Annotated in this window: 23 protein-coding genes; 8 read left to right on the top strand and 15 right to left on the bottom strand. The window is 60.1% G+C overall.

Annotated elements, in window-relative coordinates:
- Positions 1–15 precede the first annotated feature (15 nt).
- The 5 genes from MGMAQ_RS04295 to MGMAQ_RS04275 all read right to left on the bottom strand — a co-directional run bounded on the left by MGMAQ_RS04295 (position 16) and on the right by MGMAQ_RS04275 (position 3914).
- Positions 16–360 (bottom strand): hypothetical protein, encoded by a 345-nt coding sequence (locus tag MGMAQ_RS04295; protein WP_046020574.1) that lies wholly within the window; start codon positions 358–360, stop codon positions 16–18.
- Positions 361–494: 134 nt separating this feature from the next.
- A complete protein-coding gene (locus MGMAQ_RS04290; RefSeq protein WP_046020573.1) occupies positions 495–1187 on the bottom strand; it encodes a hypothetical protein in 693 nt (230 codons plus the stop codon).
- Positions 1184–2251, bottom strand: a complete 1068-nt coding sequence (locus tag MGMAQ_RS04285; protein ID WP_046020572.1) for an AI-2E family transporter — start codon at positions 2249–2251, stop codon at positions 1184–1186. The genes MGMAQ_RS04290 and MGMAQ_RS04285 overlap by 4 nt, the downstream gene beginning before the upstream one ends.
- A complete protein-coding gene (locus MGMAQ_RS04280) occupies positions 2248–2847 on the bottom strand; it encodes a CDP-alcohol phosphatidyltransferase family protein (RefSeq protein ID WP_148560841.1) in 600 nt (199 codons plus the stop codon). Before MGMAQ_RS04280 ends, MGMAQ_RS04285 begins: the two co-directional genes overlap by 4 nt.
- Complete coding sequence (locus tag MGMAQ_RS04275; RefSeq protein WP_052716104.1) at positions 2820–3914, bottom strand: DUF2066 domain-containing protein; 1095 nt, start codon at positions 3912–3914, stop codon at positions 2820–2822. Before MGMAQ_RS04275 ends, MGMAQ_RS04280 begins: the two co-directional genes overlap by 28 nt.
- A 96-nt stretch (positions 3915–4010) precedes the next feature.
- On the opposite strand from MGMAQ_RS04275, the gene purM reads away from it, so the two are divergent.
- Positions 4011–5078, top strand: coding sequence for a phosphoribosylformylglycinamidine cyclo-ligase (purM, locus tag MGMAQ_RS04270; protein WP_046022936.1), 1068 nt, complete (start codon positions 4011–4013; stop codon positions 5076–5078).
- Positions 5066–5713 carry a phosphoribosylglycinamide formyltransferase gene (gene purN / locus MGMAQ_RS04265; protein WP_046020571.1) on the top strand — a complete coding sequence of 216 codons (648 nt, stop codon included), beginning with the start codon at positions 5066–5068 and terminating at the stop codon, positions 5711–5713. Before purM ends, purN begins: the two co-directional genes overlap by 13 nt.
- A gap of 253 nt (positions 5714–5966) precedes the next feature.
- Here purN and MGMAQ_RS04260 read toward each other — a convergent pair whose 3' ends face one another.
- Entirely contained in the window at positions 5967–6998 is a 1032-nt protein-coding gene (locus MGMAQ_RS04260) for an IS110 family transposase (protein WP_046020119.1), read from the bottom strand.
- 311 nt (positions 6999–7309) lie between these two features.
- On the bottom strand, positions 7310–7732 hold the full coding sequence (gene ndk, locus MGMAQ_RS04255; protein WP_046022935.1) for a nucleoside-diphosphate kinase: 423 nt from the start codon (positions 7730–7732) through the stop codon (positions 7310–7312).
- 376 nt (positions 7733–8108) lie between these two features.
- On the opposite strand from ndk, the gene MGMAQ_RS04250 reads away from it, so the two are divergent.
- Together MGMAQ_RS04250 and MGMAQ_RS04245 are read left to right on the top strand one after the other, a co-directional pair.
- On the top strand, positions 8109–8489 hold the full coding sequence (locus MGMAQ_RS04250; RefSeq protein ID WP_046020570.1) for a sulfur globule family protein: 381 nt from the start codon (positions 8109–8111) through the stop codon (positions 8487–8489).
- Between the two features lie 100 nt (positions 8490–8589).
- Positions 8590–10482, top strand: a complete 1893-nt coding sequence (locus MGMAQ_RS04245) for an ABC-F family ATP-binding cassette domain-containing protein (protein ID WP_046020569.1) — start codon at positions 8590–8592, stop codon at positions 10480–10482.
- 4 nt (positions 10483–10486) lie between these two features.
- On the opposite strand, the gene MGMAQ_RS04240 is transcribed toward MGMAQ_RS04245, so the two are convergent.
- Positions 10487–11317: a bacteriohemerythrin gene (locus MGMAQ_RS04240; protein ID WP_148560840.1), complete on the bottom strand. Its 831-nt coding sequence runs from the start codon at positions 11315–11317 to the stop codon at positions 10487–10489.
- Positions 11318–11421: 104 nt separating this feature from the next.
- Positions 11422–12252 carry a carbohydrate kinase family protein gene (locus tag MGMAQ_RS04235; RefSeq protein ID WP_046020567.1) on the bottom strand — a complete coding sequence of 277 codons (831 nt, stop codon included), beginning with the start codon at positions 12250–12252 and terminating at the stop codon, positions 11422–11424.
- An 89-nt stretch (positions 12253–12341) separates the two neighbouring features.
- On the opposite strand from MGMAQ_RS04235, the gene MGMAQ_RS04230 reads away from it, so the two are divergent.
- The gene (locus MGMAQ_RS04230; protein ID WP_046020566.1) at positions 12342–13478 is read left to right on the top strand and encodes a 3-phenylpropionate MFS transporter; all 1137 of its coding nucleotides are present in this window, start codon (positions 12342–12344) and stop codon (positions 13476–13478) included.
- Here the strand turns inward: MGMAQ_RS04230 and MGMAQ_RS04225 are convergent, their stop codons facing one another.
- The 4 genes from MGMAQ_RS04225 to MGMAQ_RS04210 form a co-directional block, all read right to left on the bottom strand.
- Positions 13479–14306, bottom strand: coding sequence for an OmpA family protein (locus MGMAQ_RS04225; RefSeq protein WP_082085258.1), 828 nt, complete (start codon positions 14304–14306; stop codon positions 13479–13481).
- Between the two features lie 18 nt (positions 14307–14324).
- Positions 14325–15095 carry a MotA/TolQ/ExbB proton channel family protein gene (locus MGMAQ_RS04220; RefSeq protein WP_046020565.1) on the bottom strand — a complete coding sequence of 257 codons (771 nt, stop codon included), beginning with the start codon at positions 15093–15095 and terminating at the stop codon, positions 14325–14327.
- Positions 15096–15239: 144 nt separating this feature from the next.
- On the bottom strand, positions 15240–15689 hold the full coding sequence (locus MGMAQ_RS04215) for a DNA polymerase III subunit chi (protein WP_046020564.1): 450 nt from the start codon (positions 15687–15689) through the stop codon (positions 15240–15242).
- 9 nt (positions 15690–15698) lie between these two features.
- A complete protein-coding gene (locus MGMAQ_RS04210; protein WP_046020563.1) occupies positions 15699–17198 on the bottom strand; it encodes a leucyl aminopeptidase in 1500 nt (499 codons plus the stop codon).
- A gap of 113 nt (positions 17199–17311) precedes the next feature.
- On the opposite strand from MGMAQ_RS04210, the gene MGMAQ_RS04205 reads away from it, so the two are divergent.
- Both MGMAQ_RS04205 and MGMAQ_RS04200 read left to right on the top strand, forming a co-directional pair.
- Positions 17312–19171: a hypothetical protein gene (locus MGMAQ_RS04205; protein WP_046020562.1), complete on the top strand. Its 1860-nt coding sequence runs from the start codon at positions 17312–17314 to the stop codon at positions 19169–19171.
- 290 nt (positions 19172–19461) lie between these two features.
- Positions 19462–20493 (top strand): IS110 family transposase, encoded by a 1032-nt coding sequence (locus tag MGMAQ_RS04200; RefSeq protein WP_046020119.1) that lies wholly within the window; start codon positions 19462–19464, stop codon positions 20491–20493.
- A gap of 263 nt (positions 20494–20756) precedes the next feature.
- Here the strand turns inward: MGMAQ_RS04200 and MGMAQ_RS04195 are convergent, their stop codons facing one another.
- Positions 20757–21743 (bottom strand): lysylphosphatidylglycerol synthase transmembrane domain-containing protein, encoded by a 987-nt coding sequence (locus MGMAQ_RS04195; RefSeq protein ID WP_046020561.1) that lies wholly within the window; start codon positions 21741–21743, stop codon positions 20757–20759.
- 67 nt (positions 21744–21810) lie between these two features.
- Complete coding sequence (amrS, locus tag MGMAQ_RS04190; RefSeq protein ID WP_046020560.1) at positions 21811–22995, bottom strand: AmmeMemoRadiSam system radical SAM enzyme; 1185 nt, start codon at positions 22993–22995, stop codon at positions 21811–21813.
- 188 nt (positions 22996–23183) lie between these two features.
- On the opposite strand from amrS, the gene MGMAQ_RS04185 reads away from it, so the two are divergent.
- Positions 23184–24713 (top strand): SulP family inorganic anion transporter, encoded by a 1530-nt coding sequence (locus MGMAQ_RS04185; RefSeq protein ID WP_046020559.1) that lies wholly within the window; start codon positions 23184–23186, stop codon positions 24711–24713.
- Positions 24714–24716: the final 3 nt, after the last annotated feature.

The following is a 24716-nucleotide window of genomic DNA, read 5'->3' as shown; positions in this document are numbered from 1 at the left end:
GGATAGCTCCGTATATCAGTTTTCCTGCGCCAACTCGATGTCATCAACGGCGGCATATTCGATGGTCGCGCCGTCGCCTTCCAGATCGATGACCATGATATCGCCGGACAACCGCTTTTCGTGATCCGGGTGGGTGTTGAAGTAGTTCCAGATCAGGCAGGCGGCGGCTTCCTCGATGGCACCGGCCGTCGCCTCGGCATCTCCTTGCAAGCAGTCATTCAGGACCTGACGCGCCTCATGCAGTTCGTCGTCGCTGTATTGGGTTTCGGCCGGTGTTGTGTCGATGAAGGCCTTGTAACGATCATCGCTGATGACGAAATCGCCAACGGTGCCACCGTTGAAATAGACGACGCTGCGCATGGCGGACTCCCTTGCCTGAAAAGTTGCCTCTTCTACCCCGAAAGGCCAAAGCACGCAACGCAGTGACGAGGTCACGGGTTCTCTACTCCCTGATTGATCGGCCTCAGGGATCAGGCGGTCGGGCCGCTCCTAAACTACCTAGCGCCCCTGCCGGACAAATCGGCCAGAACCTGACGGGCCAAGGGCAAGGTCAGGGGTTTCTTGCGGGCCAGGGATTCCCGGTCCATCGCCGCCACCAGATCCGCCGCCCCCTGAAATGAGCGTTCCATGCGGGTCAGCAAATAGGCCAGCACCCCTTCCTCCACCTTCAAGCGGCGGTCGTTGAACAGCTTGACCAACAAGGCCGTCAACAGCTCATCATCGGGTTCCTTGATCACCGCGGCCGGTGCCGCCAGCAACCTGGATCGCAAATCCGGCAATGCCACACCCCAGGTGATGGCGCCGCGCCGGGCGGTCAACAACAGGTGCCGCCCCAAATCCCTTGCGGTGTTATAGGCATGCAGCAGACAACGCTCCTGCGCTTCGTTCAGGGTTGCCTGAGGGATTTCCACCAGCATGACCGGCACCCGTTCCAACAAGGCCACCGCCGTTTCCGGACTGGCCGTTCCAATATCTAAAGTCTCGCCATTGGTGCGGGCCAGGAACAACCCGGCCAGGTGGCTTTTGCCGCAATCGGCCGGACCGTGCAGCACCAGTGCCGGGGCGGGCCAATCGGGATAGCGGTCGAGCCATTGCACAGCTTCGCGGTTGCAGGGCGCCACCAGGAAATCCGCGCCGCCCAGGGCCGGAGAGAATCCCAGGTCCAGGGGTATCTGGGGAACGCTCACGGGCTCCCCTCGCCGCCCTCATAAAGGGGGCTGACCAGATAGCGTTTGAGGCTGAAGCGGACCAGCACGCCAATCACCGCCGCCCCGGGCACCGCCAACAGCATGCCGGTAAAGCCGAACAGACTGCCACCGGCGAGCAAGGCAAAGATCACCCAGACCGGATGCAGGCCGACCCGTTCGCCGACCAGCTTCGGGGTCAGCACATAGCCTTCGAGGATCTGCCCGATACCGAACACGAGAGCGACCATGGCAATGGGCGTGATGTCGGAGAACTGCACCATGGCGATGGCCATGCCCGTGCCCAGCCCTACCCCCGTCCCCACATACGGAATGAACGAGATCAGCCCGGCCAGCAAACCGACAAGCAGGCCGAACTCCAGCCCCACCAACGACAACCCCACCGCATAGAGGGTGGCCAGCACCAGACAGACCGTCGCCTGTCCACGGACAAACCCGGCGATCATATCGTCGGTTTCGCTCACCAGGGATCGGATGGTCGGCGCGGCGCGACGGGGCAGCCAGGAATCCACCCGCGCCACGAGACTGTCCCAATCGCGTAGCAGATAGAAGCTGACCAGCGGGGTGATGAAGATCAGCGACAGCAAGGACAGTAACGCCACCCCGCCGCTGACCAGCTTCTTCAACAGACCGGCCATCCACTGCATACCCTTGCCCGCCTCGGCAGCCAGGGTATCGAGGAGATCTTGGGCATTCTCCGCGCCGATGCGCATCCGGAGTTGTTCAAGCAAAGGCTGCACGGTGCCCTTGAGGCTGGCGATGTAGTCCGGGACCCGCGAGGCAAAGCCCAGCACTTGGCCTTGCAACACCGGCAGCAAAAGCAGCACAACGATCACCAGACTGAGCACGAAGCCCCCCAAGATGATCAATACCGCCAAGGTCCGGGATCTCATCCAGAGCTGAAGTTTGTCGGCCAGGGGGTCAAGGAAATAGGCCACCGCCATACCGGCGACAAAGGGCAGCAATACGTTGCCCAGCAGATAGATCAGTCCGAGAAATACGAGAAGCACTGCGGCCCATACGGCAGCTTGGCGATCCCGGCTCATTCTTCGCCCTCCCAGGCTGTGGCTCTCTTGACCCAACGTATCACATAGGCACCGCCCGACAGCAAGGTGAACAGCGCCACCAGTATGGTCAAGCCCTGGATCAGGCCCTGGGCGAAAGCCTCGGCCCCGTCGTCGGCGAACCACAACACCACGCCGCCCAGGAGGATCTGGAGCAAGGTGTTGGCCTTGCTGACCAGCAGCGGGTGCATGGCCAGTCTAAACTCCATGAAGGCCGCCAAGAGGGCTCCGGCGATGATCAGCAGATCCCGGAACACCACCAGGATGACCAACCACAAGGGTAAACCACCCTGTATCCCCAATGTCACATAGAGCCCCACCAATAAGGCCTTGTCGGCCAGCGGGTCGAGATAGATGCCGATTTCCGTCTGTGCCTGAAGCAAGCGCGCCAAAAAGCCGTCCAGAGCGTCGGACAACCCGGCGATGGCAAACAGCCAGAAGGCTGTTTCATAGTGCCCATCCAGCACCAGCCAGACCATCACCGGTACCGCCAGCATGCGGGCCAGAGATATCAGATTGGGAATCAGGCCGAGTCCCGACATGGCTTGGCTCAGCGGGCGGCCCGGCTCAACCGCCATTGATCGCCATCCAGACTCAGGGTCAAGTCCGCCTGGGCCAGGGCCAGGGCCAGCTGATCAATATCACCGATGTGATGCAGATTGAGGCGCACCTCGTCGCGCACCAACAGCACCACATCCACTTGGCTGATCACCGCCACATTGCCAAGACTCTTGCGAATGGCCAACCACTCGGGCAGGGCATTGACCGGCACGGTCACCGCCACCACGCCCATGGAATCAAAGCGCAGCAAGTTGTCACGCTTCCATTCGTCTTCCACCCGCGCCGCGACCTGGGTGACCAGACGATCGAGGAACCGGGCCTCGGATTCGCCGGGTTCCGATTCGCCAATTTCGGTAAAGCTTTTGCTCATCCAGGTGGCCGGACCGAAGCGCTTGACCGAAATGGTCGCCTGATAGCGCTGCCCCGTGGGATCCAGGGCCACTTCCGCCGAGGGCACCAAAACATCATCGGTGCCATAGCGTTGGGCCATGCGGCCGATCGGTTCCAAGGACCCGTCGCGGGCCTGATTGACGTCCACCATGGTCATGTCTTGGAGATCGCCGATGGGATGGGCCAGCGGCACCAGACCCGAGCTGGCGGGCAGCCGTTGCCAGGCCTCGCGCCAGGGGTTGGGCTCATCCCACAAGATGAAATTGGTTCCGGCCCCATAGACCGGTAGCACCATCACCGGCTTGCTGAAAGTTTCGGCGAAGGGAATATCATAGGCCCGCAACAAGTCGCGGATATCTTCGGCCCGGTAGCGCACGGTCAGGTCGGCCAGATAGCGCACCTCGGACGTTTTTTCGTTGGCCACGGATATGTCGCGCAGGAATGATGGCAGCTCCTCGGGCAGCACTTCCGGCAGACGCGGCCAGTCCTCGGCCAGTGTCATACGCTCCATGAGAACCCGGAAGGCGGCGACCCGGCCATCGGCCAGAGCCTGTTCCCGGGCGGCGGCGGCGGAAGCGGCGGAGACGTCCACCGGCAGGGTCACTGCATAGGCATCGGCGGCCCGAGCGCTGGACCAAGACCAGGCAAAGGCAATCAGGAGGCAAAGGCCGATCAACGGCCGGAGAGAATTCATGTGCGGGCTCTGGAACATTGCAAACCTTCGGAGATAGGATATGTTCGGCATCGGTTTTTTGACCATCATCCATCACTTTCCTCAAGGGAGGAAGCCATTAGCGACGCCCTCAGTTATAAGGACGCCGGTGTAGATATAGACGCGGGAGAGGCGCTGGTCGAGGAGATCAAGCCCCTGGCCCGGTCCACCGACCGTTCCGGCACCCTCTCCGGCCTTGGCGGATTCGGGGCGCTGTTCGATCTCAAGGCCGCCGGATTCACCGATCCCGTGCTGGTTGCCGGTACCGATGGCGTTGGCACCAAGCTGAAAGTGGCCATTGATGCCAATCGTCATGACACGGTGGGCATCGACCTGGTGGCCATGTGCGTCAACGACTTGATCGTTCAGGGCGCCGAACCCTTGTTTTTTCTGGACTACTACGCCACTGGGAAACTGTCGGTCGAAGAAGGTCGCGCCGTGGTGGGCGGTATTGCCGAAGGCTGCCGCCGGGCCGGATGTGCCCTGATCGGTGGCGAGACGGCGGAAATGCCGGGCATGTACAGCCAGGGCGACTATGATCTGGCCGGTTTTTCTGTCGGGGCCGTTGAACGCACCCGCTTGCTGACCGGCGATTCGGTGGAGCCCGGGAACGTGGTGTTGGGATTGGCATCCGACGGCATTCATTCCAATGGTTTTTCGCTGGTCCGCAAGATCGTCGAGCGATCCGGCTTGGCCTATGACGCGTCGGCGCCCTTCGATTCTTCCCGATCCCTGGGTGAGGCTTTGCTTACCCCGACTCGGATCTATGTCAAAAGCTGTCTGGCGGCCATGAAGGTTGGCGGGGTGACCGCCCTGGCCCATATCACCGGCGGTGGCTTGTGGGAGAATATCCCCCGGGTCCTGCCCGATGGCACCGCCACGCGCCTGGACGCGAAGAGTTGGACCATACCGCCGGTATTTCTCTGGCTGGCTGACGTAGGCGGCGTTGATCCGACGGAAATGGCGCGCACCTTCAACTGCGGCATCGGCATGGTCGTGCTTTGTAAGCCGGAGAAAGAAGCCGACATCACCCGTATTCTCACCCAGGCAGGCGAAACGGTCCTGCACCTGGGGCACGTCGAGACTCGCGCCGAAGACGAGCCCGCGGTCCGAATCGACGGGCTGGAGGCGGCATGGCGCGGCTGAAGGTTGGAGTCCTGGTCTCTGGACGGGGCAGCAATTTGCAGGCCTTGCTGGATTCCGCCGCCGATCCCGCCTTTCCGGCGGAGATCGCCCTGGTTCTGTCCAACGTTCCCGGGGCATTCGCTCTGGAGCGGGCCACGAAGGCCGGCGTGGCCACCGCCATGGTTGACAACAAAGCCTATGACGGACGCGCGCCTTTCGAAGAAGCGGTGCATGAAACCCTGACGGCGCATGGGGTGGAATTCGTCTGCCTGGCCGGATTCATGCGGTTGCTGACGGACGGATTCGTCAATCGCTGGCATGACCGGTTGATCAACATCCACCCATCCCTGCTGCCCTCGTTCAAAGGGGCCCATGCCCATCGGGACGCCCTGGCCGCGGGGGTGCGGCTCAGCGGCTGCACGGTCCATTATGTACGCCCGGCCATGGATTCCGGGCCGATTCTCGTGCAGGCCGCGGTGCCGGTACTGGGTAATGACGACGAATCGGCGTTGGGCGCTCGTGTGCTGGAACAGGAACACCGGATATATCCTCTGGCTCTGCGGCTGATCGCCGAAGGCCGGGCCCGGGTGGAAAACGAACAAGTGATTATCGAAGGCCCCGGTGCGACCGGCGCCTTGGTCAACCCCGCCCCCTAACAGGCTGCTTCTGTAATCGAGTCATTTGAGTCAAGCTGATTTCCAAGCCGTCGGTTTGAACCTGGGTTATGTGGCGCCCTTTGCTTCTGTCCGCGGTCGACGTCGTCGCCGCATGATGGGGATCAAGGGGGATCGGGTGCAGCAATCTGAAAAGCGTGGTCTTACGCCACTGCAGCCTGCGCGCTGTCATCCGAGCCCCGCGCGTCGCCACGCGTCCTGGCCGCCCTTCAGGCGATCTCGGTTTTCGTTGTGTTTAGATGGCGGTCTCCTCCTTGCGGTACTGGAAGTCCGTGCCGTCGATCCACATGCGATGCATGATTACGGCGAGACGCCGGGCAACGGCTACCTTGGCGCGTTTCATCCCGCGCCTTTTGGCGACCGCGAGCCCCCAGTGTTTGAGCCAGGACCAACGGCGGGTTCGAGTGAGAAGTGCATTGGCGGCCTCGAACAAAAGCCAACGAACCATGGCATCTCCGCACTTGCTGATGGGGCCGCTTCGGTCCTGCTCTCCCGAGGCGTATCTGCGTGGGACAAGCCCGAAGTGGGCGCCGACCATGACCGACTTTTGAAACCGTTCCGGCACGTCGAGTCCTGTCCTGAAAGCGAGGGCGGTAACCGGGCCGACGCCGGGAACGGTCATCAGGCGCCGGCAAACGCTATCATCGCGCGCAGCGGCATGAACCTGCCGGTCGAGCTTGTCGAGTTGTTCGAGCAAGGCTTGGCGCGCAAGCAAGAGCGGCTCGGCGGCTGCGCTGAGGTGCGGGTTATCAGCCGTCAATTCCCGAACCCGCGCCGCGAAAAGGCGTCCGCGCGCCATACCGACCTTGAGGCCGAAAGCTTTCAATGTTCCTCGTACCGTATTGGACAACTGACGGACCTGATGAACCAGGGTCTCCCGATGGGTCAGCACCATCCGGAGCTCCTGACTGCGCGCGGTCTTGACGTGGGTCGCGCGGTACAAACCGGTCCGCATCGCCTGGCTGATCAAGCGGGCGTCGCGACGGTCCGTCTTGACTGGGCTGGCGCTGGCAAAGGCCTTCATTTGCCGGGTCTCGATACAAATCACAGGGAGGCCCCGACTGGACAGTCCTGCGTACAGCCAAGGCGCCAGAGGGCCAGCTTCCAACCCAATTCGCGCAAAGCCACGCCCGCTTTCCTCGAGCCAAGTGGCGACCGCCTCGGGTGTGCTTGACACCTTGCCTTCGCGAATGACGGTTCCCTTTGCATCAATCTCACAGATCGAAATGCTTGCCATCGATACGTCCATTCCAACAAAATACTCCATAGCTGGTCTCCTCTGTTCCATGTCCAGGAATTGACCCGGATACTTGATCAAGACCGAGTGTGGAGACCAGCTGACTGTCTAGGCAATCCCTGACTGCTCGATTACCGCCATCTGAAAAAGTATTGTCCGACGGCCCGCCTCGCCCTTCGACAAGCTCAGGGTGAGGCTAACATGTTGAAAGTTCAAAGGCCCTCATGCTGAGCTTGTCGAAGCATGTGTCACCACAGGCTCGAAATCGGACTTTTTCAGCAGACCGTTAAACGAAAAAAAGGGGACGCAAGCGCCCCCTTCCTCGATACCTGATTTCAGCTTTAGCCGACGATTTCCGTCTGGGCAAAGAAGAAGCTGATCTCGATGGCCGCGTTTTCCGGCGAGTCGGAACCGTGCACCGAGTTTTCCTGCACATTCTGCCCGAACAGGGCGCGGATGGTGCCCTCATCGGCATTGGCGGGATTGGTGGCGCCCATGACTTCGCGATTCTTGGTGATGGCGCTTTCGCCTTCCAACACCTGAACCACGACGGGCCCAGAGACCATATAGTCGGTCAACTCGCCAAAGAACGAGCGCTCCGCATGGACGGCATAGAACTGTTCCGCCTGCTTCTTGCTCAGCCACAACCGCTTCTGAGCCACGACCCGCAGGCCATTATCCTCAAAGACGGCATTGATCTTGCCGGTGATATTCCGCGCCGTAGCATCGGGTTTGATGATCGACAGCGTGCGCTCAATAGCCATGACGTAAAACCTTTCGGTAAACATGTGCGATTCTTAAAAGCCGGGCCCGGGAACCGAGCCATTCGGCTCTACGCCCCGCAAGGCCCGCGCCTTATATCCGCTTCATCCGTTAGAGGCAACCCACGCGTGACGACATCTCCCGGGAAATCTTGATTTCCGCCTGATTCACACTCATATTTCCAACTTCTCCACACACCTTGGCGAACTCGGCGAAAAAAAGTCGTTGACATTAATATTAGGTATCACTAAATTAGGTGGTGCTTATATAGAGCATCTCAAGTCGCTCTTAATAGATCGCTAGGTATCAAGGTTTTTGGTCGAGCACCGGCCCTGTACCTAAGTTTTGTGGGAAACTTTAAACAATCGGGGGATTGTCATGAATAACATCCTTAAGACCCTCGCAGTTGCCGGTGTTCTGGCCACTGCCGCTCTTTCCGCCACTTCCGCCAGCGCCTGGTGGGGCGGTGGTCCCTGGAACAACAATGGCTGGGGCAACAACAATGGTTGGGGCAACGGCAATGGTTGGGGCGACGGCTTCGGCGACGGCTCCTTCAACATGAGCTTCTCCGGCCGTGGTTCGGGCAACGCTTATGGTAACGGTAGCGGCTACAATGGCTACAACGGCTACAATGGCTACGGCTATGGCGCTCCGTACGGCTATGGCTACCCGGCCCCTTACGGCATGCCTTATGGCGCTCCGTATGGTGCTCCGGTTGCTCCGGTCGCTCCGGCTGCTCCGGCCGCTCCGGCCAAGTAATCTGAGTTTTTCAGATTTCTATGCGAAGGCGCCGCTCCTGATTGGGGGCGGCGTCTTTCGTTTGTGGTGGATCGAATCGGCGTGCTAAGTCTGCGTCGCCATGTTGCATATCAATGATCTCACCTTTCGCATCGCCGGACGCCTGTTGTTTGAACAGGCGACTCTTGCCATACCCGACGGCCACAAGGTTGGACTGGTGGGCCGCAACGGCAGTGGCAAATCCACTCTGTTCGGCCTGATCGCCCAAGAACGCACGCCGGATGCCGGATCCATCAGCATCCGCCCCCGCGCCAGAGTCGGCTATGTGGCCCAAGAGGCGCCATCCGGTGACACCAATCTGCTCGATACGGTCCTTGCAGCCGATTCGGAGCGCGCGGCCCTGCTCGCCGAATCGGAAACCGCCACCGATCCTCAGCGAATCGCCGAGATTCACAATCGCCTGGCTGACATTGATGCCCATTCGGCGGAGTCGCGGGCGGCCTCTATCCTGGCCGGCCTTGGATTCGACGACGATGCCCAGGCCCGCCCTTGCAAGGAATATTCCGGGGGTTGGCGCATGCGCGTGAGCCTCGCGGCCTCACTTTTCGCCCGCCCGGACTTGCTGCTGCTTGATGAACCCACCAACCATTTGGATCTGGAAGCCACTCTTTGGCTGGAATCCTATCTGGCCTCCTGGCCGGGGACCTTGTTGGTGATCAGCCATGAACGCAGCCTGCTCAACAGCGTGGTGCAGGAAATCGTCCACTTGGACGAAGGCAAGTTGATTCGTTACCAGGGCAATTACGACTACTACGAAACCACCCGCCGGGAGCGCCAAGCCCAACAGGCCGCCCTGCGCACCCGCCAAATGGATGAACGGCGCCGAATCCAGGCCTTTGTCGATCGCTTCCGTGCCCAGGCCACCAAGGCCCGCCAGGCACAAAGCCGATTGAAAATGCTGGCCCGAATGGAGCCCATCGCCACCGCCGTCGAATCGCGGACCATCACGTTCGATTTTCCGGACCCCGACCCTTTGTCGCCGCCGCTGGTGGCCATGGAAGCGGCCACCGTGGGCTATGACCCCGCATCCAAACCGATTTTGCGCAACCTGGATCTGCGCATCGACATGGATGACCGGATCGGATTGCTGGGCGCCAACGGCAATGGCAAATCGACACTGATGAAGCTGCTTGCCGACCGTCTGAAACCGCTGGACGGCAAGCTGCGGAAATCCAATAAGCTGAAGGTGGGCTATTTCGCCCAGCACCAGACCGACGAACTGATTCTCACCGATTCGCCTTACCTCCACATGGCGCGTTTGATGCCCATGGAACCGGAAGCCCGGGTTCGCGGTCATCTGGGCCGATTCGGATTCCCCGGCGACCAGGCCGATACGCCGGTCGCCAGTCTCTCCGGTGGTGAAAAGGCCCGGCTGCTGTTTGCCCTAATGAGCCGCGACAAACCTCATCTGATGCTGCTCGACGAGCCCACCAACCATCTGGACGTGGACTCCCGCGAGGCCCTGTTGCAGGCATTGAATACCTATGACGGCGCGGTGGTGTTGGTCAGTCATGACCCACACTTGCTGGCCGCCGCCTGTGACCGCCTTTGGCTGGTGGAAAATGGGGCCTGTACGCCCTTTGACGGGGATGTGGATGACTATCGCCGCTATCTGTTGGACCAGCAACGCACAGCCCGCAGGGAAACCCGTCGCCGCGATGGTCCCAGCCGCAAGGATGATCGGCGCGCCGCCGCCGAGGCCCGCGCCAAATTGGCGCCGCTTCGCAAGCAGGTGAAGAATGCGGAAATGAAGCTCGACAAGCTACACCAGGATAAATCGATCCTGGAACAGCGCCTTGCCGACCCCAAACTCTATGACGGCCCCAGCGGACCACTCACCGAGTTGCAGCGGCAATTGGGGGAAACAGACAAGGCGCTGAACGAAACGGAGGAGGCCTGGTTCACGGCGCACGAAGAATTGGAAACGGCGATCTTGAAGGCGGAATCAGGCTGATCGTTCAGTGGGCCGGAGTAAGACCGAACGCCTTGCGGTCGCCAACACACATATGATCCATCAGCCAGGGGGCCAGATAGCCTTCGACAAAATTGGGCAAATCCCCGGCAAGGGCTTCATCCAGATCATCCAGCTGGGTTTCCAATTCACTTAAAAGATCCGCGTGATCATGGGCATGGCTCTCCGCCGCTTCCCCCATCATATCGCGAAGATAAGTGTCTTCGGCCATGAAATGCTGACGAGCCTGTCGCTGGAATTGTTCGATCAAAGATCGGGCGCCATCCCTGTCGAAGGCTTCAGAGATGGCAACCTCATGGATCTGATTGAGGATCTCGCATAAGGCCCGATGCTGGCGATCCAGTTCCGGCACATCGACTTGGTAGGCGTCTTTCCAAGTCAGCACGGTTTCACGTTTCGGACGCTGGCCCTGTGGCCCGAATACAGCCCAGAAATCGCCATCGTCTAGGATCTCATGCTCGTAGATCAAGCCGTCAAGAGTTTCGAACAGATCGATACTGGCATCATTGAAGTCACAGGTTTCCTTGAGCACCTGTAGCTTATTTTTGATCTTTGCCCGCAGTTTGTCGTGGACCACCATATGGTCCTGCCATTTGGTGAATCCGGCAGCCCGCACCACGGCGATTTCAGTGGAAAAATGATCTTCCAACGCCTTGGTGATATCGTCAATGCCATCACAAAGTTTGTCATGTGGGTCGTTGCGCAGCCAAGCCTCATAGACCTGATTGATGACTTCGGCCAAATGACGGTGGCCTTCGTCAATCAGTTCATTGCCCGTCGAGGGAATTTTCTTCACATCCACGAATGGCAAACGCACGCACTCCAACAGCCAGTTCGGAGCATACCGACTAGCAATGATATATTGTATATTACCAGTTCGTATAGTTCAACCGTGAAAGTGATTCTCAAACTCTATTGCCATCATGCCGGAAAGGTATGCGGCGGCATGGTTCCTTCGTAGCCCACGGAAGCACTGCCCCACGAAACTGCCGTTTCCAGGCATTGGCCCATGGCATAACCACGCGCTAACCCATGCAGCAGCCCGGCGGCGAAAACATCACCGGCGCCGGTACTGTCAATTACCGATACATTGGGCGCGCCGACTTCGATCACTTGTTTGCCATCAAAGGCCGCCGCCCCCCGTTCGCCACGGGTCAAGACCATCCATTCAAGGGTCTCTCCGGCAATGCGACGCCCCCCCTGCCATGGGTCGTGCAAAAATGCCGGGTCCAGATCGGATTCCGACGCCACCAACACCTGTGCCGGTCGGAAGTCCGCTGTCATCGGCGGCACATGAGCCAACACCGGGCAACTTTTGCTGCGCTCTTGAATCACCTCGGTCAGCAAAGGATCGGCACTACGCACATAGAAAGCCGAAGCCGGACGGGAGGCCAAATCAGCGGGCAAGGCCACCGGAGCCCGGGCCCGATTGACAATGGTTCGCTCGCCGGCTTCCTCCAACATGATCAAGGAGCGCGTTGTTTCCCCCGCATGCCGATCGACCAGGGCAAGATCCACCCCCAGGCGCGCCAACTGATCCAACAGCAAAGCACCCGCCTCATCCTCGCCCACGGCACTGACCACGGACACGGAATCTCCGGCCCGTGCCAGGGCCATGGCGGTATTGGCCGCGCCGCCGCCGATCCGCGCGCCCGCATCCATTCCGGCGTTGTGACTACCGATACGCAGGGGGGCCTGTAACCTCACCACCTCATCCACGGCCACCGACCCAACCACCAATATGGGATCCATCGCTCCGATTCCCCCGTTTGCCCGATCGCTTATCTAGCACATTCGTTTCCGGGCTGTACCTGAAGGGAAGAGATCGGGTATGGGAAGACATGAATCTCTATCCGCGCCTGTCCCTGTTCTACGTGGGCTATTTCACCATGATCGGCATGCACCTGCCGTTCTGGCCGGTGTGGCTGGAGTCCCAGGGTCTGACGGCCGGCGAGATCGGCTTGGTGATGTCATCCAGTATCCTGGTCAAAGTCCTGACTGGTCCCTGGATCGCTGGAATCGCCGATCACAGCGGTGAACGGCGCAAGCTGATGCGGATTCTGGCCCTTCTCTCCGTCGGGATTTACCTGGCCTTTCTCTGGGGCGGGGGATTCTGGCACCTGCTGATCATCAGCACATTATTCATGATCACCTGGTCGGCCTTGATGCCCCTGTGCGAGAATCTTACGCTGCTGACCATTCATGACAATGACATTCAGTATGGGCGAATTCGCCTCTGGGGATCCCTGGCGTTCATTGCCGCTGCGGTCATATCCGGACAGGTGCTGGAAAACCGCGACCCGTCGCTGATCTATTGGTTGATCTTTGGAGCCGTGGTCCTTGGATTGCTGACCACGCTGCCGCTGCCCGATACCCGCACCCCCAAGCCAGAAACCGGCCATGCGCCAATGCGCACCTTGCTGCAAAATGGTCCCTTCATGCTGCTATGCGGGGGCGCGGCACTGATTCAAGGCAGCCACGGCGTCTATTATGCGTTTGGCACCCTGCATTGGCAGTCGGTCGGCCATGGGGAAAGCCTGATCGGGGCCTTATGGGCGGAAGGGGTCATCGCGGAAATCATCCTGTTCTTTTTCGGTGCCCGACTGTTGTCGCGCTTCGGGGCCGTGCCGCTGATGATCCTGGGCGGGCTGGCGGCGACGATCCGCTGGACGGTCACGGGTCTGACGGACGATCTGACACTCTTGGTGGTGGTGCAGGCCTTCCACGCCTTCACCTACGGTGCCACCCACCTGGGCGCCATGACCTATTTGGCCAAACACATTCCCGCCGCCCAATCGGCAACGGCCCAAAGCCTCTATGCGGCCAGTGTCATGGGATTGGGAATCGGCGTTGCCATTTTCGCCGCCGGGTATCTCTACACCGCTCTGGCTGGGCAAGCCTATTTGGCCATGGCCGGGGCCGGGGCCGCTGGCATGGTCTGTATCCTCGTCCTATGGCGGAAAGATGCGGACCGGTAACTACTGACCCGGGATCGCCAGCGTGGTCTTTTCGGATTTGCGCACCACCAACAGTTCCACGCGACGGTTCTTGGCCCGGCCTTCCATGGATTCATTGGCCGCAATGGGTCGGCTTTCTCCAAAGCCCTGGATGGTGAAGCGGTCGCCATCGAATCGCTCGTCGTCGATGAAGTGATGAACCACCGACGCCGCGCGGGCCGCCGACAGATCCCAGTTGGTGCGATACTGACCACCGCCGCCCAAGGGCACGTTATCCGTATGGCCGGAAACGACGATCTGGCCCTCGGTTGCCGCCAGCACGCCCCCCAGTTTGTCCAGGGTCTCGCGGAATTGGTTGGACAGATCCCCACTGCCCGACGGGAAGGCGATTTCGGACGGGAAACGGATCACCACACCGTCGCCGGTGACATCCACGGTCATGCCGGACCCGGCAATTTCCTTGGCGATGGCCTGCTTGATGGCATCTTCAAGCTGCTTCATCTCCATCTTTTCTTTTTCTTCCTGCGCCATCTCCTGGTGGCGATTGAAGGCTTCCTTGATATCGACCACCACCTCGGGGCTGGTGTTTTTCTCGCGGGTAATATCGGGGTTGGTGGCGGCCTTACGGCGCTTCGAGCCCTCAAGCTCAATCACCCCTTTGAGCTTGTCTTCCTTGGCGATTCCGAAGGCATTGCGGATCGATCCGGAAACCGCCTTGTACTTGATCACTTCCATTTCGGCGAAGGTCAGCAGCAACACGAACAGGGTCAGCAGCAAGGACATAAGGTCGGCGAACGTGACCATCCACAGAGGAGCACCGGCAGGACATTTACATTTTTCGTCGGCCATGGGTGCCTGGATCCCCCGCTATTCGTCGTCGTCGGCCAGCGCGGCTCGCTTATTGAGCGGCAGGTAAACGGCGAGGATTTCCTTCAAGGCCATGGGGCTCTGGTTGCCATGAATTTGAATGATGCTTTGCACGATCAACTCGTGATTCTTGCGGTCCTGATCATTCTTGACAGCAATCTTGTCCGCCAACGGGATGGCGAACACGTTGGCCAGCACGGCACCATAGAAGGTTGTCAGCATGGCGATCGCCATGGCGGGGCCGATGGTTTTCGGGTCATCCATATTGGACAGCATCTGCACCAGACCGACCAGGGTTCCGATCATGCCGAAGGCCGGAGCGGAATCACCGATACCGCGCAGCATGGCCTCGCCGGCTTCCTGCCGGGAGATGGTCAGGTTCACTTCCTTGTCGATGGTTTCCTTGATCACGTCCAGGTTATGGCCATCGGTGCAGAGCCGGATGCCGCGCTTGAAAAAATCGTTCTCGATCTCCAGGCTTTCCAAGGCTAGCAGACCGTTTTTTCGGACCAGTTCGGCCATTTCCAGGGACTTTTGAACCAGGTCCAGGGCATCGGTCTTGGACATATTGAAGCCGATACCCATGGCGGTCTTCAGGACCACGCCCACGTCCTTGAGGGTATAGCGGATCAGCACGGAGGCGATGGTGCCGCCGACCACGATCATCAAACTGGGGACGTTGACAAAGGACATCAGGTCGCCGCCCAACAAGATGGCGACGACAATCAGTGCAAACCCGGCGACAAGGCCGACAATTGTTGCGAGATCCATAGGGTCCTTGACCTACCTCAGTCCAATTCCAATCCGAAAGGTCGCAAACACACAGGCGTGTCACAACCCATCGAGCGGGAGTTTAGACCGAAATTTGATCGGTTTGAAGTCCTTGGTGGAATTATTGTTATTGATCGTCGCGGATTAGGCTTGCCGCTCCCACCGTCCTTGATCTGTCTGCCGCCAATAGGCGAGATCGTGACCGGCGGCCTTGCAGGCTGTCCAACGCTCCCGCGCCGCCTGCACGGCTTGTGGATCATTGCCATCAAACAGATCAAAACACCGCTCGTATTCGGCCAGGCGATCCGAGGTCATGCCTTCGGTCAGGAACAGAAACTGCGCCCCGTTGGGGTTCTCATCCTGCATGGTCAGCCATACCGGCTGATTCGCCGGATGTCCCATGCGAGAGGTGCCATGGGGCAGCCAGGAATCAGCCTCGTAGGTCCAGAGCACCATATCCAGGGATTCCACCCTGGCATCGGACCCGGCGATTACCACCGCCCGCTTGCCGGACTCCACGGTCCGCTCAAGCAATTTCGGCAAGGCCCGTTCCAGCGGCCAGGCGATCAGGTGGTAGAAAGCGACCTCGGCCATGAGCGGGAATCAGTCCTTCTCATACTTGTCGGCCACCAGCCGGTCGAGCAGCCGCACGCCGAAGCCGGTGCCGCCTTTGGGCACGGTGGGTTTGTCTTTCTTCGACCAAGTCACGCCGGCGATATCGATATGCAGCCACGGAGTATCCCCGACGAAGCGCTTGAGGAACTGCGCGGCGGTGATGCTGCCTCCGGCGCGACCGCCCACATTCCTCATGTCCGCGATGTCGGACTTGATCTGTTTATCCCATTCCTCGCCGATGGGCAGGCGCCAGACCCCCTCGCCCACCGCCTTGCCCGCTTCGGACACCGCCTCGGCCAGGTCATCATCGTTGGAGAAGGTCCCCGCCACATGCTCGCCCAGGCCGATGATGATGGCTCCGGTCAGAGTCGCCAGATCAATCATGAACTTGGGCTGATAGGTCTCGTTGCAATAATGCAGGGCATCGGCCAGCACCAGACGCCCTTCGGCATCGGTATTGATCACTTCGATGGTTTGACCGGACATGGAGGTCACCACGTCACCGGGCCGCTGCGCCTCGCCCGAGGGCATGTTTTCCACCAAGCCGATGACGCCTACTGCATGGACCTTGGCCTTGCGCCCGGCCAGTGCCGCCATCAGGCCGGTCACCACGCCGGCGCCGCCCATGTCCCATTTCATATCCTCCATGCCCGGTGAAGGCTTGATGGAAATACCGCCGGAATCGAAGCAGACGCCCTTGCCGACAAAGGCAATGGGCGCACCGGATTTCTTTGCGCCGGTGCCATTCCATTCCAAAGTCACCATCTTGGATTCCCGGATGCTGCCCTGGCCGACGCCCAGCAGGGCGCCCATGCCCAGCTTAGTCATCTCCTTTTCACCCAAGACCTTCACCTTAACGCCCAGGTCGCTCAGCTTCTGGGCTTCCTTGGCAAAGCTTTCCGGATACAGCACGTTGGCCGGTTCCGAGGCCAGGGTGCGGGTCAGGAACACCCCGTCGGCAATCTTGTCCAGGGGGGCGAAGGTCGCTTTGGCATCCGCCACCGCCGCGCCGTGAATCTTGAAAGTCTTGAGCTTGGGCTTATCGCCTTTTTCTTCCTTGGTGCGGTACTTGTCGAAGCGGAAAGTGCGCAACCGCGCGCCGAATGCCAGATGGGCCGCCATATCTTCCAAGGACAGCCCACAGTCCTCCAGATCATCCAGCGCCACCGAGACACTCGAAGCCCCGCAATGGGCCAGCGAGGCATACAGAGTCCCCCCCACATCCTGCATCTTCAGATCGTTGAGGTCCTTGGCCTTGCCCAAGCCGATCACATACAGCCGGTCGAGACCGGTGCCTGTCGGAGCCAACAGGCTCAGCCCCTGGCCTTTTTTGCCTTTGTAGCGCGCGGTCTTGATCGCCCGTCCAAGGGCCCCATCGGTCCGTTCGTCGAAGATCTGGGCAGTGGGCGACAGTTTGCCGCCATCCAATGCGGTCACCACCAGAGTTCCGGTTTCGGGCAGGGCTGGCTTGGCGAAAGTGATCTTCATTCGGCTTCTCCATGAATGTGCTGCTGCTCAATGTAATGCCGCGAACGCCGAAGGCAAAGGTTTGTTAGGCGTGGAAGCTATGTTAAACACGCCGCGATCACCCCGGAGGCACCATGTCGCTCGTCTTGTCCTATCTCCCCGATTTCGAGAACTTGCTTGGCTTGGCGGCCGTGGGCGCGGTCATGGCCGCGTTGATGGCCATGGGCGCGCTGATTGGGGGCCGGTCGCGATTCCAAGAGGCCGATTTATGGACCGGGTGGGCCGTGGTAACGGTGTTGTTCACAACAAGCGGTATCTATCTGCCCGCCTTGGCCTTTAGCTGGATCGCCTACCTCCTGTTCGGCTTGGCAATGGTTGCTGGATGGCTGGCCTGGCGACGGGATGGACAGCTTTTCCCGAAGGATCTGGGTCGCTTAGTTCTGGTCGGGTTGCCTCTGATCCTGCTGGTCAGCGCCATGGTCCCCTCCCAATGGGACGAGTTTTCTCAGTGGCTTTGGAGTGCCAAGTATCTGTTCGAAGTGGATGGGCTGCCATCCGCCGACCGTCCGGTCAATCCGGCCAGTTTCCCCGCCTACCCGTATACCCTGCCATTGGTGACCTACTTGGCATCGCGGCTGACCGGGTTCTTCGTCGAGAACGGGGGCGCCATCTTTAATACGCTCACCCTCCTCCTGTTCGGCCTGACCCTGGTGCGTCTTATCGAGCGGGGCCTGGATACGAAGAGTTCCGTCGCCGGTCGTTGGGGTCTTGTGGGGTTGGGGCTGCTGTTGGCAACCTTGTTGAGCCCGACCTTCGTTCGCAAGTTGGTTTTTACCGCCTACGCCGAGGTCGGCACCACCACAGCGGTCGCCATGGCCGGTATTCTCGGATGGCTGATGATCGAGGCCCTGGCCGAAGGCAATCGCCGCACCGCCGCCGCGTTGGCCTTGCAGAGCGGCCTGGCCCTATTGCTGGTGGCCAATCTCAAACAGGGAAATCTGGCACTCCTTTTGTGTCTGCCCATCGCCATTGGCATCGCGGGATGGCGGCATCCGCAGGTCCGTCTGCATGAGCTGTTGCGCCTGATGATCCTGGTTTTGGGCCCGGCCGTGGCCCTATTCATGATCTGGAAAGGTTACACGGAAACCGAAGGCCTGGCGTTTGCCAGCATGAAGGTCCGGCCTTTCGATGAATGGCAGTTTCATATTCTGCCTCTGACCCTGGCGTCGGTGGCCAAGGTCATTTCGCAAAAGGTCGGTTATTTCGGTGGCATGTTCGTGATGGTCTACTTCGGTTTCAAGGCCTTCTGGCGCTACCGGGACGCCTTTCACAGCCTGGCCATGATCGCGGGCCTTGTCTTCTTGGGCTACAATCTGTTCCTGATTACCGCCTACATCGCCGTGTTCGGTGGCGGCGAAGCGGAAAGGGCTGCCTCCTATTGGCGCTACAATACCCATCTGGGCGGTTTGATGTGGGCCGCGGCCGTCTATGGCCTGGCGCTGCTCTACAAGAAGCGACTGGGATCGGCCCTGCCAGGCTGGGCCAACGGATTGGCTGTCGCGCTGATGGTCTTGTTGCCCGTGATCCTCGTCAACAAGGTCCGCTTCGACCGCCACCCGGTGAAGCAACATGTCCGGGAGGTGGGCGGCGAATTACGCCAGATGCTCCCCGACGGCAGTCGTATTGCCTTGATCGACCCGACGGGCACGGGTGAGATGCCGCTCCAGATGCGCTACTATATTTATCCGGTGGGCATCGAAGTCGCGCGCTGGAACCTGTTCAATAATCACGAGGACATGGTCCCCTACCTGAACAAGGTCGCCCCCAGCCATGCCTGGATCCATTCGGTCAACGCGGTGGTTGAGAGGTATTTCCGAACCCCGCTACCGGATCGGTCTTCCCATCTTCTGGAACGACGCCCGGATGGGACGTGGGAGCGGCTGAAAAGCTGGCCCTATGTCGGATACGACGATCCCACCCAGGTCAAGAAATAGCCGCGTCCTTAGCAGGCTGCTGAAAAAGTGTTGTCCGACGGCCCGCCTCGCCCTTCGTCCCTCGACAAGCTCGGGATGAGGAAGCTCAGGATGAGGCTAACCTGTTGAGAATTCAAAGGCCCTCATGCTGAGCTTGTCGAGGCATGTGTTGGCACAGGCTCGAAATCGGACTTTTTCAGATGGCGGTAATCGAGCAGTCAGGGATTGCCTAAACAGTCAGCTGGTCTCCACACTCGGTCTTGATCAAGTATCCGGGTCAATTCCTGGACATGGAACAGAGGAGACCAGCTATGGAGTATTTTGTTGGAATGGACGTATCGATGGCAAGCATTTCGATCTGTGAGATTGATGCAAAGGGAACCGTCATTCGCGAAGGCAAGGTGTCAAGCACACCCGAGGCGGTCGCCACTTGGCTCGAGGAAAGCGGGCGTGGCTTTGCGCGAATTGGGTTGGAAGCTGGCCCTCTGGCGCCTTGGCTGTACGCAGGACTGTCCAGTCGGGGCCTCCCTGTGATTTGTATCGAGACCCGGCAAATGAAGGCCTTTGCCAGCGCCAGCCCAGTCAAGACGGACCGTCGCGACGCCCGCTTGATCAGCCAGGCGATGCGGACCGGTTTGTACCGCGCGACCCACGTCAAGACCGCGCGCAGTCAGGAGCTCCGGATGGTGCTGACCCATCGGGAGACCCTGGTTCATCAGGTCCGTCAGTTGTCCAATACGGTACGAGGAACATTGAAAGCTTTCGGCCTCAAGGTCGGTATGGCGCGCGGACGCCTTTTCGCGGCGCGGGTTCGGGAATTGACGGCTGATAACCCGCACCTCAGCGCAGCCGCCGAGCCGCTCTTGCTTGCGCGCCAAGCCTTGCTCGAACAACTCGACAAGCTCGACCGGCAGGTTCATGCCGCTGCGCGCGATGATAGCGTTTGCCGGCGCCTGATGACCGTTCCCGGCGTCGGCCCGGTTACCGCCCTCGCTTTCAGGACAGGACTCGACGTGCCGGAACGGTTTCAAAAGTCGGTCATGGTCGGCGCCCACTTCGGGCTTGTCCCACGCAGATACGCCTCGGGAGAGCAGGACCGAAGCGGCCCCATCAGCAAGTGCGGAGATGCCATGGTTCGTTGGCTTTTGTTCGAGGCCGCCAATGCACTTCTCACTCGAACCCGCCGTTGGTCCTGGCTCAAACACTGGGGGCTCGCGGTCGCCAAAAGGCGCGGGATGAAACGCGCCAAGGTCGCCGTTGCCCGGCGTCTCGCCGTAATCATGCATCGCATGTGGATCGACGGCACGGACTTCCAGTACCGCAAGGAGGAGACCGCCATCTAAACACAACGAAAACCGAGATCGCCTGAAGGGCGGCCAGGACGCGTGGCGACGCGCGGGGCTCGGATGACAGCGCGCAGGCTGCAGTGGCGTAAGACCACGCTTTTCAGATTGCTGCACCCGATCCCCCTTGATCCCCATCATGCGGCGACGACGTCGACCGCGGACAGAAGCAAAGGGCGCCACATACCCCAGGTTCAAACCGACGGCTTGGAAATCAGCTTGACTCAAATGACTCGATTACAGAAGCAGCCTGTCAAAAACACTCAGGCCGATTTGCTGGGCTCGGGATGCTCTTCGGCCTCCACTTCCTTGGCCACGTCGGCCATACGGTCGCGGCCCAGAGCCCAGACCAGACCACCGGGGAGCGCCGCCACCAGGCCAACCCCGCCGAATACCAAAGAGAGTGCCAATGCGCCTTCGTTGCTGACACCCACCAGGCCGAAAGCCGTGACCATGGCCCCTTCCCGCACGCCCCATCCAGCAATGGAAATGGGGAGCGTCAAAACCAGAAGCACGGGCGGGAATAGCAAGATGCAATCCAGCGGATCGACGGGCAATCCCATGCCATTGGCCAAAACCCACACGGACAGCGAAACGTTGACGTGACCAAGGATGGCAACCACCAACGATCCCAATCCCTCCTTCGGGTTGAGAAACAGCCTGCGGGCATCCCGGGCCAGGGCAGCCAAACCCCGCACCACCCGCAGGTCATGCAAGCGCTTGGGCAAGCGGTCCAGGCTCATCAACAGGGCTATGCCGAAAACCCCACCCACAGCCATGAGAGGGAATAGCCACTCCACGCTGGGCGCATCAATGCGCGATAGCAATAGCGGCTGAATAGCGGCGACCAACAGAACCAGGGCGAAAACCGTCGCCAACCGCTCCAGCATCACGCCATTGAAAGCCTGGGAGAACGTCAGTCCTGATTTGAACGCCTTGTAGATCCGAACCGCATCGCCACCGACCGCCGAAGGCAGCACTTGATTGAAGAACGCGCCGATCAGGAACAGCTTGGTGGTTTTGGCCAGGGGCAAAGGGGCGTGAATGGCCCGTTGTACCAACCACCAGCGCAACCCTCCAATCACCATCTGCAAAATGACGATCATCAAAATGGCGATCACCGGAGCCATCCACCCCATGGTCTTGACCTGGGTCCAGACGGCTTGCGTATCCACGTTTCGTAAAAGAAACCAGATCAATCCGCCCGAGACGCCTAATTTCAGCGCCAATCCCAGCCATTTCTTCACCATGAAGGACAACTCCGTTACCGATGGAGCGCAGGTTTATCACAGGAGAATGGCTGTGCCAGAGAAAATATCAGTGCGAGAGCCGAAGGGGCACCCGCTTGGCCCCCCAATCCCCCGGCGGTCCATTAAACACGCCGGCACAGGCTGCCTTGCAAGCCAGGCACCGCCCTTGGGGGTCCAGATTCCACGAGGACAACACATACCAGTCGCGCCCTACCAGCCGGGTGCCGCATTGATGGCAATAGGTGCTTTCGCGCTCCAGGTCGTGGACGTTGCCCACATAGGCATGACGTACCCCGTTGGCCAAGGCGATGTCACGGGCCCGGATCAGGCTGGCGTGCGGGGTCCGTGGCTTGTCGCGCATCTTCCAATCGGGATGGAAGGCGGAAAAATGCATGGGCATGTCTGGCCCCAGTTCGGCCACCACCCATCGGGTCATGGCATCGATTTCTTCGGCGGAATCGTTTTCACCGGGGATCAGCAAGGTCGTGGTCTCCACCCAGACGTCGGTTTCGTGGATCAGATATTTCAATGTATCGAGGGTATCCGCCAGCGTGGCGGTACAAAGCCGGTGATAAAAGTCCTCGGTGAAAGCCTTCAGGTCCACGTTGGCCGCATCCATATGAGCGAAGAACTCGCGCCTCGGCTCGGGGCAGATATAGCCCGCCGTCACCGCCACGGTCTTGAGGCCCCGTGCGTGGCAGGCCTTGGCCGTGTCGATCACGTATTCATGAAAAATCACCGGATCGTTATAGGTGAAGGCGACGCTACGGCAGTTGGTTTGCGCGGCAGCCTTGGCGATCAGTTTGGGAGACGCTGGGGACAACAGGCGCCCGGGATCGGTCTCTATGCCCGCCAAGGCGACGATGCGATCCCGCCCAATCTCATTATCTAACAATTGTTCAAAAACATTAGACGAGCGGTTGGCGGACTCGGTCAGTGCCTTGAGCAGGTCTTCCTGCCCCTTGGAAATGGACCAGTTCTGACAAAATTTGCAGGTCAAATTACAGCCGACACTGCCCAAGGACAGGATCGGCGTGCCGGGCAGGAAGTGGTTGAGCGGTTTTTTCTCGATGGGATCGATGCAGAAGCCACTGCTCTGGCCATAGGTGGTCAGCACGATTTCGCCATTGACCGCCGCGCGATTGAAGCACAGCCCCAGTTGGCCGTTGCGCAGTTTGCAGGCGCGCGGACAGAGATCGCAACGGATGCGACCGTCGTTCTCTCGGGTCCAATATCGGGTGCGATGAAACATGGTTTGAGTTTACCACGGGTCTCCGTTGATGGGCGGCGCAAAGTGGAATATGCGCGCCACGCAGGGCTGGCCTGTGCGCTTTTTCCTGGACCGGACGGATTCCCCCCTCTATATATGAGCAACAGCTAATATTAGTTTTTCAGAATATGCGTCGGGTACTCCCCGGCCGTTTTTTTTGGTGAATAGTCATGTTCGAGTTTCATATCCGCCGCGCCTTTTCCCTCAAGGCCGATATTCTTTCCGGTCTCACCGTCGCCTTGGCCCTGGTCCCCGAGGCCGTGGCCTTCGCCTTTGTCGCCGGGGTCAATCCGCTGACCGGGCTCTACGCCGCCTTCATGGTCGGGTTGATCACCGCCGTCATCGGCGGGCGCCCGGGGATGATCTCCGGTGCCACCGGGGCCCTGGCCGTGGTCATGGTGGCGCTGGTCGCCGATCACGGGGTGGAATACCTGTTCGCCACCGTGGTGCTGATGGGCCTTATTCAGGTGCTCGCCGGTGTGCTGCGGTTGGGCAAATACATCCGCATGGTACCGCACCAAGTCATGCTGGGTTTCGTCAATGGCCTGGCCATCGTCATCTTTCTGGCCCAGCTCAGGCAGTTTCAGGTGACCGGGACCGATGGATCCTGGGAATGGCTGACCGGCATGCCTCTATATCTGATGCTTGGCCTGGTCGCCCTGGCCATGGCGGTGATCCATTTCCTGCCCAAGCTGACCAACGCGATTCCAGCGCCCTTGGCGGCCATCCTGGTGGTCACGGGCCTGGTGATGGCCCTGGGCCTGGATACCCGCACCGTTGGCGATATGGCCTCCATTGCCGGGGGATTGCCGGAATTCCATATCCCGCTGGTGCCCTGGACCTTGGAAACCCTGATCATCATCTTCCCCTATTCGGTGATCCTGGCGGCCATCGGGTTGATCGAAAGCCTGTTGACCCTGACCGTGATCGACGAAATCACCGACACTCGGGGCCGTGGCAACCGGGAATGCGTCGGCCAGGGCACGGCCAATATCGTCACCGGCTTCTTTGGTGGCATGGGCGGCTGCGCCATGATCGGCCAGAGCATGATCAACGTGAATTCCGGTGGGCGCGGACGCACCTCGGGCATCGCCGCCGCCCTTTTCCTGCTGTTCTTTATCCTGTTCGCCTCGTCGCTCATCGAGATGATCCCGCTGGCCGCCTTGGTCGGCGTGATGATGATGGTGGTATTGGGGACCTTCGAATGGTCCAGCTTCCGCATCTTGCACAAAATCCCGCGCGCCGATGCCTTCGTCTTGATTTTGGTCTCGGCGGTCACGGTCTTCACCGATTTGGCCATTGCCGTGGTGGTCGGGGTGATCGTCTCGGCCCTGGTCTATGCCTGGGGCAACGCCACCCGCATTCAGGCCTACACCCGCACCGACAGCATGGGCAGCAAGGTCTATGAGCTACAAGGCCCGCTGTTCTTCGGCTCGGTCACGGCCTTTCGTGACCTGTTCGACCCAGAGAACGACACCGACGACGTGGTCGTGGACTTCCGCCTGTCCCGGGTGGCCGATCATTCGGGCTTGGAAGCCATCGACACCCTGGCCGAGCGCTATGAACGGCGGGGTAAGCGGCTACACATCAAGCACCTGAGCCCGGAATGCCGCAAGCTGCTGCGCCGCGCCAAGGACCTGGTGGAGGTCAACGTGATCGAGGACCCCAAATACCATGTGGCCACCGATCAATTGGCTTGATCT

Origin of the sequence: Magnetospira sp. QH-2 (genome assembly GCF_000968135.1) — a bacterium.
Lineage (GTDB): Bacteria > Pseudomonadota > Alphaproteobacteria > Rhodospirillales > Magnetospiraceae > Magnetospira.
This window is presented reverse-complemented; position numbering and strand designations above follow the sequence as displayed.

Coding starts and splice junctions, on each gene's coding strand:
- MGMAQ_RS04245 (WP_046020569.1), top strand. CDS start 8,590: ATGTTGCATATCAATGATCTCACCTTTCGCATCGCCGGACGCCTGTTG.
- MGMAQ_RS04225 (WP_082085258.1), bottom strand. CDS start 14,306: ATGGCCGACGAAAAATGTAAATGTCCTGCCGGTGCTCCTCTGTGGATG.
- ndk (WP_046022935.1), bottom strand. CDS start 7,732: ATGGCTATTGAGCGCACGCTGTCGATCATCAAACCCGATGCTACGGCG.
- MGMAQ_RS04285 (WP_046020572.1), bottom strand. CDS start 2,251: ATGAGCCGGGATCGCCAAGCTGCCGTATGGGCCGCAGTGCTTCTCGTA.
- MGMAQ_RS04235 (WP_046020567.1), bottom strand. CDS start 12,252: ATGGATCCCATATTGGTGGTTGGGTCGGTGGCCGTGGATGAGGTGGTG.
- MGMAQ_RS04230 (WP_046020566.1), top strand. CDS start 12,342: ATGAATCTCTATCCGCGCCTGTCCCTGTTCTACGTGGGCTATTTCACC.
- MGMAQ_RS04210 (WP_046020563.1), bottom strand. CDS start 17,198: ATGAAGATCACTTTCGCCAAGCCAGCCCTGCCCGAAACCGGAACTCTG.
- amrS (WP_046020560.1), bottom strand. CDS start 22,995: ATGTTTCATCGCACCCGATATTGGACCCGAGAGAACGACGGTCGCATC.
- MGMAQ_RS04260 (WP_046020119.1), bottom strand. CDS start 6,998: ATGGAGTATTTTGTTGGAATGGACGTATCGATGGCAAGCATTTCGATC.
- MGMAQ_RS04295 (WP_046020574.1), bottom strand. CDS start 360: ATGCGCAGCGTCGTCTATTTCAACGGTGGCACCGTTGGCGATTTCGTC.
- MGMAQ_RS04280 (WP_148560841.1), bottom strand. CDS start 2,847: ATGGCGGTTGAGCCGGGCCGCCCGCTGAGCCAAGCCATGTCGGGACTC.
- MGMAQ_RS04195 (WP_046020561.1), bottom strand. CDS start 21,743: ATGGTGAAGAAATGGCTGGGATTGGCGCTGAAATTAGGCGTCTCGGGC.
- MGMAQ_RS04205 (WP_046020562.1), top strand. CDS start 17,312: ATGTCGCTCGTCTTGTCCTATCTCCCCGATTTCGAGAACTTGCTTGGC.
- MGMAQ_RS04220 (WP_046020565.1), bottom strand. CDS start 15,095: ATGGATCTCGCAACAATTGTCGGCCTTGTCGCCGGGTTTGCACTGATT.
- MGMAQ_RS04275 (WP_052716104.1), bottom strand. CDS start 3,914: ATGAATTCTCTCCGGCCGTTGATCGGCCTTTGCCTCCTGATTGCCTTT.
- MGMAQ_RS04215 (WP_046020564.1), bottom strand. CDS start 15,689: ATGGCCGAGGTCGCTTTCTACCACCTGATCGCCTGGCCGCTGGAACGG.
- MGMAQ_RS04250 (WP_046020570.1), top strand. CDS start 8,109: ATGAATAACATCCTTAAGACCCTCGCAGTTGCCGGTGTTCTGGCCACT.
- MGMAQ_RS04185 (WP_046020559.1), top strand. CDS start 23,184: ATGTTCGAGTTTCATATCCGCCGCGCCTTTTCCCTCAAGGCCGATATT.
- purN (WP_046020571.1), top strand. CDS start 5,066: ATGGCGCGGCTGAAGGTTGGAGTCCTGGTCTCTGGACGGGGCAGCAAT.
- MGMAQ_RS04200 (WP_046020119.1), top strand. CDS start 19,462: ATGGAGTATTTTGTTGGAATGGACGTATCGATGGCAAGCATTTCGATC.